Origin of the sequence: Bradyrhizobium sp. UNPF46 (assembly GCF_006658625.1) — a bacterium.
In the GTDB taxonomy this organism is placed as follows: domain Bacteria; phylum Pseudomonadota; class Alphaproteobacteria; order Rhizobiales; family Xanthobacteraceae; genus Bradyrhizobium; species Bradyrhizobium nitroreducens.
The window spans coordinates 60,442-70,851 of record NZ_LFJB01000011.1 but is presented as its reverse complement, the minus strand read 5'-3'; the positions used below and the strand labels follow the sequence as shown (position 1 = coordinate 70,851).

Sequence of the window (10,410 nt, the reverse complement as noted above, 5' to 3'; positions counted from 1 at the left end):
GCGCCAAATTGGGCCGCGCCTACCCCAAAATACCCGCCGAAGCGGTGCAAAAACAAAGAGTCAAAACCTCTGTGTCGAGGTACTAGTCGTACCACCGAGCGAACAATATGCATCACTGCGGCGACAACGTTCCGGACGGGACGCCATCACTTCCGATGTTAAACAAGATTGCGTTGGTCTTATAAGATGACAACGACGCGCCATTCAAAAAGCTGATGCCGGTAGCGTTCCCTGAGACAACACTGCTATTCACCAATACTGCAGAAGGAGGGCCATCGGACAGGATACCCGTGCCGGCATTGTTAACGAAGCTGGTGTGATCAACCATGATTCGACTGATCGAAGCTCCTTGTGCCGCGATAGCCCACAGTCCATTGCCGCTGTTTGCACTTGCCATGGTGTCACGGATAGTCATGTAAATTGCGCCGGTACCACCAGTACCATCTACTTTGACGCCGAAGCCATTTGTCTGAAGCTGAACGCGGTTTAGCGAAGCTTTTATTGTGTTGGCACCCGCGTTTTGCGCCCCGACGAGCACTCCGCCCCCAGTCGAGCCAAGTCCGTTGCCAGAAATCACCGTATCAGACACCGAGAGTCGAGAGCTGCTGTTTGGTACGAACTGGATGCCAGTTCCAGCCCCGCTGAAATTCTTGATTACACAATTTTGGACATTGAGACCGACCCCGGCCAGAAAACGAATTCCATTGAGGCCGGTGCCGGCGCCGTCGATGACGAGACCGCGCAGGTTGACAAGATCGTTTGGCCCAGCGTTGACGATGACGCCGTTCGTGCCGGATGCCAGGATGCCTGCCTCACCCGCGCCGTCATTCGTGATGCTGATCGATTTAGTAATGGTGACTGTACCAAAGCCGCCAGGATCAAGGACACTGATTTCGCCCCCGGCGGCCGTCTTAGAGATCGCTCCGGCGAATGTCTTACAAGGAGCTGTGCGGCTGCACGGGTTAACGTCGTCGCCTACTCCCGACACCCAAGTTCGCGTTGCTTGGGCCTGCGCCGGATGGCTGGATAGAAATCCTAAGCTGATAGTGGATACAAAAACGAGCAGGGAGAAATGCCTCATGGTTGACTTCTCCAAAATGAACACCTCAGCAACTATAAGATGTATTCGCGTGCGCTCTAAAGGTTCAAAATTTCTTTCGAGGATACCTGTGTCAGGCGCGAAGGGGCGCCGAACAAGATCCCGCCGAGGGGCTACGGCCCATTGGGGGGGTGGCAGAAGTTCTTCTATTTTTCCGCTGGCCCAATAGGCCGCAAGGCCAACCCATTCCCGCGTTGCGATATGCACGAGCAAAAGCGACGGGCCGAAGTTACCCAGGTCGAGCCAAGAACCGCGCCCCGCTGTCAGCCACCCTGTAGGCGCTGGCTCCACCGGAAAGCCGACCTTGCGAGATAGTCCCACAGCCCGGGGCATGTGGTAAGCGGAGGTAACCAGTACTCAGCGGTCCCCGAGATGGGGAGCAGCTAGCGCCTTCGAGAAGGCCGCGTTCTCAGCTGTGTTACGCGATTTGCCTTCGACCTGAACCCGGTCGTTCGGTACGCCCAAGTCGCTGAGGATCTTCCCAGCGTAGTCAGCCTCTCGCAGATTGCTCGGCCAGAGTTCGGGGCTCCCGCTGGACTAGATGATGTGGGCGCTTGGATAGCGGCGAGCAAGCATTGCGCCCGTGATGAGCCGATCAATCCCGATGTCCGAAACCGGGAGGCCTCGGAAGGCCGAAATCTCCGATTCTGTCGTTCCTCCCAGAATAACAATGCCAGTTGGGGGATCGATCGTCGGAATCCAAGGCGGGAAGCGATCTTCAAGAGGTTGAAGCAAGAGGCTTCCCACCGGCGTGAACCCGCACGCAGCTAGGGTCAGCAGGGATGTAATGACTAGCTTCCGGCCAGCTGAAGCTAAGCGTGTCAGAAGCACAGAGAGCCAAGCACGCCGATGGCGGCTAAGAAATTTGGCAAGATGCCAATGACACCGAGAGTCTTGGATAGTAAGAACACAGGCAAATCCGAGGGTTAGTTTTGATCCTTCTGGATCGCCTTTTCGTACTCTCTGACTTGATCGATATTGAGTTTAAGCACCAGTCCACAGCATATCGCGAACGCGATCCATCCGATCGCAATAAGTTTCACTGCAACCTCCATTTTCCGACCTCAGCATCACTGAAAGGCTGGGCCAATTTAATCTAACCTCGTGGCGAGGCAGCTGCGCCACAGAGAACGTAGAACTTCGCGGGGCGAAGGGGGCCATGTAAGCTATCCTTCGTATAAGCCATCGAGAAGCCCAAGCTTGAACGTCTCCCCGCCGAACAGGGAGTAATTTGTCGGCCACGGATTGCTGTAGCTTCCTTGCAACAGTTTCTGAAGATGAGTTTTTAACTCTCAAGCCTTTGAAGGGCTTGTGCGGAGTCAAACTCCCGACATGTGCGTAGCGCCTCAAGGCGTAAGCGAGCGCTTCTCAATGCGTTGCGACGGGCTCTGGCCTACGAGAGTTCGGTGAGCACTGGGGGGTCAAACTACCCCGCCGAAGTCGATGCCTTCCTTGGCGAGCTGTTCAGCTTCCTCGGCGGAGGCGACAGGTTTCGTATCAAGGTAGGGATGTTCAGAAGACGGCAAGATGGTGCGGATGTTCTGGCCATCCGCCCGCGTGATGCGGGCAACCCAACCTCTTTGGCCGTGCTCAACTCGCTCGATATGGTACTGCTTGTACGCAATCATGACTCTCAAACGCAACTGACGCTGAAGCGGATCTTATCCTCTACCTATATTAGCCGGCGCCGCCGCACAATGGTAGTAAAGTCCAGTTAACGTCCGCTGGCCGAACGGATTGGTCAGCATGGTCATTGAAAAACCCGCCGGCTTGGGGCCGGCGGGAGTTAACTGAGATTGCGTCCGTGCTAGTGGACGTGTGTAGACGTTAGCATGGGAACTCGCCGGCGTTAACGGGGGCTCTTGCCCGTTTTTTAGCTCGTTTATGCACAGGTTGCGGCAGAAGACGGCGCTGCTCGGTCACTGCAAGCCCATGGCTGAGGTGTCGAGCGTCAGAAGCCGGGCGCGGCAACTTCCGCCCTGTCCTTCACCCTGGGCGAGATTGCCGCTCTGCAAATTGCCGGTAGAGGTCAGGTCGGGCCGGCTCGAGGCTGGTTAACACTCTCAGTGCGTGCGAGGCGCGTATCGAAGCTGCGAAGCAGGAAATCGCAAGAAGGTTAACCGGATGGCAGCTATCCAACCGTCAGGGAGGCACGCCTCGCGCTCGATGCTCCAGTACGGTGCATGAGTCGGCTTTTCGCCAGGGATCCAGCGAGCAGCCCTAACCGAAAGACAGGTCTTTCCATTGACGCGGAGGCAATTGCTCCAGCCGCCCGGACTGATGCGTCCACCTGTAGCTTTGATCGCGGTCGCAGCCTGCTCGACGAGATTCGACCTTAGCTCGGACCAGACAGGACGCGAGTCGAGAAATTCGTAATTCCGCTTCGGGGTGTAACCGAGCAACCGATATAGATTTCGAAGGTTTTCGAAGTGGGTTTGGCAGGTCGCAGAGCAGGGCAGCCCCGGCGTTCGATCGACAATAGCGGGCGTCAAGTGCCCTTCTTTAATATGAGCCAGGGGCAGTGCTATCGCTCGTCCGCGATCACCTTGCCGTCATTCGGCAGCGCGCCGGGGCTGACCAGCTCAACATTGCCGCCGAGCTTCGTCACGGCGCGCAACGTGCCGGCGATCTCTTCGCGCAGCGCCTCACTCGCAGCGACCGTTTCCGCCTTCAGCGTCATCGCATCGCTCTCGCCATGACGGGTGACGACGAGGCGCAGTCTTCCGAGCGCTGCATGGCGCTTGCCGATCTCGGCAATCTGCTCGGGGCGGATGAACATGCCCTTGACCTTGGTGGTCTGGTCGGCGCGGCCCATCCAGCCCTTGATGCGCATATTGGTGCGCCCGCAGGGGCTTGTGCCCGGCAGCACTGCTGTGAGGTCGCCGAGCGCGAGCCGGATCCAGGGATGGTGCGGATCGAGCGAGGTCACCACGATCTCGCCGACATCGCCCGGCGCGACGGGATCACCGGTGCCGGGCTTGACGATCTCCATGATCAGATCCTCGTTCACGACCATGCCGTCGCGTGCTTCGGTCTCGAAGGCGATGAGGCCGAGATCGGCGGTGCCGAAGGCCTGGTAGGCATCGATGCCCCGCGCCTTGATCTCGGCCTGGAGCGAGGGCGGGAAGGCCGCGCCCGAGACCAGCGCGCGCTTGATCGAGGAAACGTCGCGGCCCGAGCTCGCCGCGGCATCGAGCAATATCTTCAGGAAGTCCGGCGTGCCACTATAGCCGACCGGGCGGTAGGCCTCGATCAACTCGAACTGCTGCTCGGTATTGCCGGGCCCTGCCGGGATCACGGCACAGCCGAGCGCACGTGCTGAAGCATCGAAGATGAAGCCGCCGGGGGTGAGATGGTAGCTGAAGGTATTGAGGACGATATCATTGGGGCGGAACCCGGCCGCGAACAGCGCCCGTGCACCGCGCCAGGGGTCGGCCTGCCGCCCCTCCGGCTCGAAGATCGGGCCGGGGGAGGTGAAGAGGCGGGCGAACGACCCGGGGGCCGCCGCCACGAAGCCTCCGAAGGGCGCAGAGGCCTTGTGCAGGGCGGGCAGTTCCGACTTGCGCAGCACCGGCAGGCCCGCCAGCGCCGCTCTGGAGGTCACGGCGGCGGGATCGAAACCTCTCAGCCGCTCGGCATAGGCCGGGGCGGCCATCGCGGCTCGCAATACCTCCGGCAGGCGGGAGATCAGATCGGCCTCGCGCGCTGCCGGTTCACGCGTCTCGCGAGCGTCGTAATGGGCGGTCATGGCTGTTGTTTCCGTGTTGGCATCCGTTGCGCACAGCGACCGGCATGGGTATCAGACCGCCATTGGCAAGGCCTGGAGAGGACCCGATGGCGGACGTAGGAAGCATTGCGGCGGATGAGGCTGCGGATGTCGTCGCGCGTCTGAAACGCCGCATGATCGACGAGGCGCTCCCGCTGTGGTCGACCGTCGGCTGGGATCAGGCCAAAGGCGGCTTTATCGACCGGCTGCACCGCGACGGTACTGCAGATATCGCTGCGCCGCGGCGCGTGTTCGTGCAGGCCCGGCAGATCTATTGCTATGCCAAGGCTGCGCAGATGGGCTGGTATCCTGAGGGACGCGCCATCGCGCTGAAGGGGTTGGAACATCTGCTGGCCAAAGCCAAAGCGCCCGACGGCCGGCCCGGCTATGTGCACCGGCTGACGCCGGAGGGCACGGTGCTGGACGGCCGGCGCGATGCCTACGACCACGCCTTCATCCTGTTTGCCCTCGCGGCCGTTTACGCGCTCGACCAGGACGCGCAGGTTCGTGCCGAGATCGACGCGCTGCTGGCTTTCCTCGACGACCATCTGCGCTCGCCGCATGGCGGCGTGCACGAAGGCCTGCCGGTTTCGCTGCCGCGCCGGCAGAACCCGCACATGCATCTGTTCGAGGCGATGATCGCGTGTTTCGACGCGACCCACGATCTGTCGTTCCAGAACCGTGCCGGCGAGTTTTTCGCGCTGTTCCTCGCTAACCTCTACGACAAGCGGAAGTGCGTGCTCAGCGAGTATTTCGAGGAGGACTGGTCGAAGATCGAGCCGGTCAGCGTCGAACCGGGCCACCAGGCGGAATGGGTCTGGCTCTTGAAAGGTTTCGAACGCATCACGGGCTGCCCGACCGGACAGCGGCGCGGTGAGCTGCTGGCGACCGCGCTGCGCTATCGCGACGAGGCCACGGGCTGCCTGATCGACGAGGGAGACGACAGCGGCAACATCCGCCGTCACACGCGCCGGCTGTGGCCGCAGACCGAAATCGCGAAGGCGTGGATCGCGCAGGCCGAATCCGGCGAAGCGGGCGCGGCCGATGAGGCGCGCGCAGCGTTGGTGCGGCTCGAACGGCATTATCTCAACCATCCCGTGAGGGGCGGCTGGTACGACCAGTTCGATCGCGACGGCAAATCGCTGGTCGACACCATTCCTGCGTCGTCGTTCTATCATGTTCTCTGCGCAGTCACCGAAGCGGAACAGGTGCTGAGTTGACTCTCACAACCACCGTTTGCGTCGCTTGAAGCTCTTGAGGTTCTTGAAGCTCTTGCGCTGATCGCCGGCGCCGCCGAGGTAGAATTCCTTGACGTCCTCGTTGTCGCGTAGCTCGTCGGCAGTGCCGTCGAGCACGACCTTGCCCTGCTCCATGATGTAGCCGTGGCTCGCCACCGACAGTGCGGCGCGCGCGTTCTGCTCGACCAGGAGGATGGTGACGCCGAGGTCGCGGTTGATCTTCTGGATGATGGAGAACACCTCTTTCACCAGCAGCGGCGACAGGCCCATCGACGGCTCGTCCATCAGGATCATCTTCGGGCGCGCCATCAGAGCTCGGCCGATCGCGAGCATCTGCTGCTCGCCGCCGGAGAGATAGCCGGCAAGGCCGGTGCGCTCCTTGAGGCGCGGGAAATAATTGAAGACCATGTCGAGATCGGAATCGACCTCCCGGTCCCTGCGGGTGAAGGCTCCGAGCTTCAAATTCTCCAGCGACGTCATGTCGGCGACGATCCGCCGGCCCTCCATCACCTGGAAGATGCCGCGGCGCACGATCTTGTCGGGGTCGATGCCGTTGATCCGCTCGCCCTGGAACAGGATCTCGCCGCGCGTGACCTCGCCGTCCTCGGTCTTGAGCAGCCCTGAGATCGCCTTCAGCGTCGTCGACTTGCCAGCGCCGTTGGCGCCCAGCAGCGCCACGATCGCGCCCTTGGGCACGTCGAGGCTGAGCCCGCGCAGCACCAGGATGACGTCGTCATAGACCACCTCGATGTTGCGCACGCTGAGGAGGGCGGCGGGGGCCACGGCGGTGGGAGTAGTGCGGGCTGCTTCGATGGTTTGGGTCATGCTTCGTAACTCTCCGCTGTCGTCGCCCGGCTTGACCGGGCGACCCAACATTCCAAAGACGCAGGAGGTTCATTGAGACGCCGCGGCGTACTGGATCCCCCGCTCCGGTGCGCAATGCGCACAAGGCGGGGGATGACACTTGTGTGTGTGGTGAGAGCTAAGCTCACCAGCCCAGCAGCTCAGCCTTGCGCGGCAGCTCGACGGTCTTGACCTTTTCGAGCTTGATCGTGCCCTTGGCCATGAGATCGTTGAGGTCGCCGTCGGTCGCGCCCGAGATCTTGGTGCGATAGAGATCGACCTTCAGCGTGCCGCGATGGTCCTTGTCGGTCCAGGTCGAGGGGTTGCAGACGCCTTCCATTCCGGCCGGCACCCAATCCTTCTTCTGGTAGAAACCCTTCGCGACGTTCTCACCGGTGGCGCCGCCGTTCTTGGCGGCCCAGTCGATCGCTTCCTTCATGTACAGCGCCGAGCAGACGGCTGCGACGTAGTGCACGGGACGATAGACCTTGCCGCTGGCGTCGGACATCTTGGAGATCTCCATCACCGTCTTCATGCCGGGCGCATCGCCGCCCCAGCTCACCGCGGTGCGCAAGGGGAAGATCACGCCGTTGGCGGCGTCGCCCGCCGTCTTGGCGGCGTTCTCGTCCATGCCCCAGACGTTGCCCATGAACTGGATCTCGACGCCGGCGGTCTTGCAGGCCTTCATCACCGAGATGTTGGATGCGGCGGTGTTGCCGAGATAGGCGTAGTTGGCGCCCGACGATTTCAGGCTCAGGCACTGCGCGCTGTAGTCACCCGGCGCGAGCGCGAACACCAGCGGCGGCAGCACTTCGAAGCCGAGCTCCTGCGCCATCGCTTCGCCGGCGGCCTTCGGCGCGTTCGGGTAGGGATGGTTGGCGCCCATGTGCACGAATTTCGGCTTGCCGGACTTGCCCTTGGCCTTCCAGTCCTCGGCGGCCCACATCAACATCGCGCGCAGCGAGTCCGAATAGCTCGGGCCGTAGAAGAAATTGTAGGGCGCGGGCTTGGCCTTGCCGCTGACGCCTTCGGGATCGGTGAGGGCGGCGGCATAGGAGCCGGACATGTCGGGAATTTTGTCCTGGGCGAGGAAGCCGGTCAGTGCCTCGGTGTCGGCGGTGCCCCAGCCCATGATCGCGGCGACCTTGCTGTCCGGCGCCGACCACTTCTTGTACAGCGCGATCGCGCGCGGCACCTGGTAGCCGTAGTCGTTGGTGTCGACGTTGAGCTGCTTGCCGCCGACGCCGCCGTTCTTGTTGACCCAGGCGAAGGTGTCGGCGACGGCCTGGCCATAGGGGGTGCCGACGTCGGAGGTGCCGCCGGAATAGTCGGCGAGATGGCCGATCGCGATCTGCGCCTGCGCGCCGGCCGAAAACGCGGCGATCGCGATCGCGAGCGATGCGCTGCTCAAAAGGGACTTCATCGTCATGGGTCGGGTCCTCCTGTTTATTGTTTAAGTGAAGTTGGTTGCCCGCGCTCAATGCGAGAACGGGTAGAGTTTCCAGTACGCCTTGATCTGCCGCCAGCGATGCGCGAGCCCGTCAGGCTCGAACATCAGGAACGCGATGATGATCACTCCGATCGCGATCTCGCGCAGGAAGGTGATGTTGGTGTTGAGCGACAGCGCCTTGTCGATTGCGCCTCCCTTCAGGTACAGGCTGATGAATTCCATGGACTCCGGCAGCAGCACCACGAAGGCGGTGCCCATCAGCGTGCCCATCACCGAGCCGGTGCCGCCGATGATGATCATGGCCAAGAACAGGATCGAGCGTTCGATGCCGAAACCCTCCTGCGACACCACGAGCTGATAGTGCGCGTAGAGCGCGCCGGCGATGCCGGCGAAGAAGGCGGCGAGGCCGAACGACAGCGTGCGGTATTTCGTCAGGTTGATGCCCATGATCTCGGCGGAGAGATAATGATCGCGGATCGCCACCAGCGCGCGGCCGTCGCGCGTGCGTATCAGATTGGTGACGAGAATGTAGCTCAAGAGCACGTAAGCCAGCACGACGTAGAAATACTGCCGGTCGCCCCGCAGCGTGTATCCGAAGATCGAGAACGGATTCGCGCTCGCCGGCACCGAGCCGCCCGTGAACCACTCCGCGCGGGAGAAGAAATCGAGCAGGATGTATTGCGCGGCCAGCGTCGCGATGACGAGATAGAGCCCTTTCAGCCGCGCCGCCGGGATGCCGAAGATCAGGCCGACAAGCGCGGTGACCACACCGGCAAGCGGGATCGCGAAGAACACCGGGATCGGCGCGTTGTTGGAGATGTAGGCGGAGGTGAAGGCTCCGAGCAGGAAGAAGGCGGCATGCCCGATCGAGATCTGGCCGGTGAAGCCGACCAGGATGTTGAGGCCGAGCGCCGCGATCGAGAAGATGCCGATCTGGATCAGGATGCTGAGCCAGTATCCGCTGAAGAATTGCGGCGCGAGGCACAGTAGCGCAACGCCGAGAATCGCGAAGTTGCGGCTCGTGGTCGTCGGGAAGATCGTGGTGTCGGCCGCGTAGGAGATGCGGAAATCACCAGCAGGAATCAGGGCAGGGCCGGCCATGGGTCAGATCCGTTCGATGTCGTGGGTGCCGAACAGCCCGTAAGGCTTGATCATCAGCACGATGATGAGGACGTAGAACGGCGCGATCTCGTAGAGGTTGCCCCAGTGCAGGTACTCGCTGTCGACATATTGCGCGACGTTCTCGAGCAGGCCGATGATGATGCCGCCGAGCACGGCGCCGCCGACGGAGTCGAGACCGCCGAGGATCGCCGCCGGAAATACCTTGATGCCGTAGGCGGCAAGGCCCGAGGACACGCCGTTCACGACGGCGACGACGACACCTGCGACCGCCGACACGGTGGCCGAGATCGCCCAGGCCATCGCGAACACGCTTTTCACGGAAATGCCGAGCGACTGTGCGACCTGCTGGTTGAACGCGGTGGCGCGCATCGCAAGGCCGTATTTGGACGCGCGGAAGAACCAGGCCATGCCGATCATCATGGCGACCGAGACCACGAGGCTCATGACATACACGGTCTGGATCTGGAGGCCGAGCAGGCTGACCGACTGGCTCTCGAACACGCGCGGGAACGGCTGCGGGTTGACGCCGAACATCCATTTCAGTGTCGCCTGCAGCACGGTGGAGAGGCCGATCGTCACCATGATCACCGAGATGATGGGCTCGCCGATCATCGGTCTGAGGATCAGCACCTGCACTGCGATGCCGAACACGAACATGAACACGAGCGTCATCGGCATGCCGATCCAGAACGGCACCTGGTATTTTGCCAGCAGCGCCCAGCACACCCAGGCGCCGACCAGCAGCAACTCGCCTTGCGCGAAATTGACGACCTGCGTCGCCTTGTAGATCAGCACGAACGACATCGCGACCACGCCATAGAGCGTGCCGACCACGAGGCCGTTGACCAGGAGCTGGATGAGGAAGGCGGTGTTCATGTCGATTGACCCAACT

General features: G+C 61.9%; 8 protein-coding genes and 1 pseudogene. 1 reads left to right on the top strand and 8 read right to left on the bottom strand.

The window, feature by feature from the left end:
- Window positions 1–112: 112 nt before the first annotated feature.
- The 4 genes and pseudogenes from UNPF46_RS06830 to UNPF46_RS06815 form a co-directional block, all read right to left on the bottom strand.
- The gene (locus UNPF46_RS06830; protein ID WP_100181178.1) at window positions 113–1,081 is read right to left on the bottom strand and encodes a right-handed parallel beta-helix repeat-containing protein; all 969 of its coding nucleotides are present in this window, start codon (window positions 1,079–1,081) and stop codon (window positions 113–115) included.
- A 255-nt stretch (window positions 1,082–1,336) separates the two neighbouring features.
- Window positions 1,337–1,564, bottom strand: a pseudogene (locus UNPF46_RS38610) (YdcF family protein); the annotation flags it as partial.
- Window positions 1,565–2,520: 956 nt separating this feature from the next.
- Window positions 2,521–2,727: a hypothetical protein gene (locus tag UNPF46_RS06820; RefSeq protein WP_100177384.1), complete on the bottom strand. Its 207-nt coding sequence runs from the start codon at window positions 2,725–2,727 to the stop codon at window positions 2,521–2,523.
- 896 nt (window positions 2,728–3,623) lie between these two features.
- Entirely contained in the window at window positions 3,624–4,847 is a 1,224-nt protein-coding gene (locus UNPF46_RS06815) for a phenylacetate--CoA ligase family protein (protein ID WP_100177383.1), read from the bottom strand.
- An 86-nt stretch (window positions 4,848–4,933) separates the two neighbouring features.
- Between UNPF46_RS06815 and UNPF46_RS06810 the strand changes: the two genes are divergently transcribed.
- A complete protein-coding gene (locus UNPF46_RS06810) occupies window positions 4,934–6,085 on the top strand; it encodes an AGE family epimerase/isomerase (protein ID WP_174718936.1) in 1,152 nt (383 codons plus the stop codon).
- Between the two features lie 3 nt (window positions 6,086–6,088).
- Here UNPF46_RS06810 and UNPF46_RS06805 read toward each other — a convergent pair whose 3' ends face one another.
- From UNPF46_RS06805 to UNPF46_RS06790, 4 genes are all read right to left on the bottom strand, one after another.
- A complete protein-coding gene (locus tag UNPF46_RS06805) occupies window positions 6,089–6,928 on the bottom strand; it encodes an ABC transporter ATP-binding protein (protein WP_100181177.1) in 840 nt (279 codons plus the stop codon).
- A gap of 163 nt (window positions 6,929–7,091) precedes the next feature.
- Window positions 7,092–8,375, bottom strand: a complete 1,284-nt coding sequence (locus tag UNPF46_RS06800; protein ID WP_100177381.1) for an ABC transporter substrate-binding protein — start codon at window positions 8,373–8,375, stop codon at window positions 7,092–7,094.
- Between the two features lie 48 nt (window positions 8,376–8,423).
- The gene (locus tag UNPF46_RS06795; protein ID WP_100177380.1) at window positions 8,424–9,497 is read right to left on the bottom strand and encodes a branched-chain amino acid ABC transporter permease; all 1,074 of its coding nucleotides are present in this window, start codon (window positions 9,495–9,497) and stop codon (window positions 8,424–8,426) included.
- A gap of 3 nt (window positions 9,498–9,500) precedes the next feature.
- The gene (locus tag UNPF46_RS06790; protein WP_018317428.1) at window positions 9,501–10,394 is read right to left on the bottom strand and encodes a branched-chain amino acid ABC transporter permease; all 894 of its coding nucleotides are present in this window, start codon (window positions 10,392–10,394) and stop codon (window positions 9,501–9,503) included.
- Window positions 10,395–10,410 lie beyond the last annotated feature (16 nt).

Coding starts and splice junctions, on each gene's coding strand:
- UNPF46_RS06810 (WP_174718936.1), top strand. CDS start 4,934: ATGGCGGACGTAGGAAGCATTGCGGCGGATGAGGCTGCGGATGTCGTC.
- UNPF46_RS06805 (WP_100181177.1), bottom strand. CDS start 6,928: ATGACCCAAACCATCGAAGCAGCCCGCACTACTCCCACCGCCGTGGCC.
- UNPF46_RS06790 (WP_018317428.1), bottom strand. CDS start 10,394: ATGAACACCGCCTTCCTCATCCAGCTCCTGGTCAACGGCCTCGTGGTC.
- UNPF46_RS06830 (WP_100181178.1), bottom strand. CDS start 1,081: ATGAGGCATTTCTCCCTGCTCGTTTTTGTATCCACTATCAGCTTAGGA.
- UNPF46_RS06820 (WP_100177384.1), bottom strand. CDS start 2,727: ATGATTGCGTACAAGCAGTACCATATCGAGCGAGTTGAGCACGGCCAA.
- UNPF46_RS06795 (WP_100177380.1), bottom strand. CDS start 9,497: ATGGCCGGCCCTGCCCTGATTCCTGCTGGTGATTTCCGCATCTCCTAC.
- UNPF46_RS06800 (WP_100177381.1), bottom strand. CDS start 8,375: ATGACGATGAAGTCCCTTTTGAGCAGCGCATCGCTCGCGATCGCGATC.
- UNPF46_RS06815 (WP_100177383.1), bottom strand. CDS start 4,847: ATGACCGCCCATTACGACGCTCGCGAGACGCGTGAACCGGCAGCGCGC.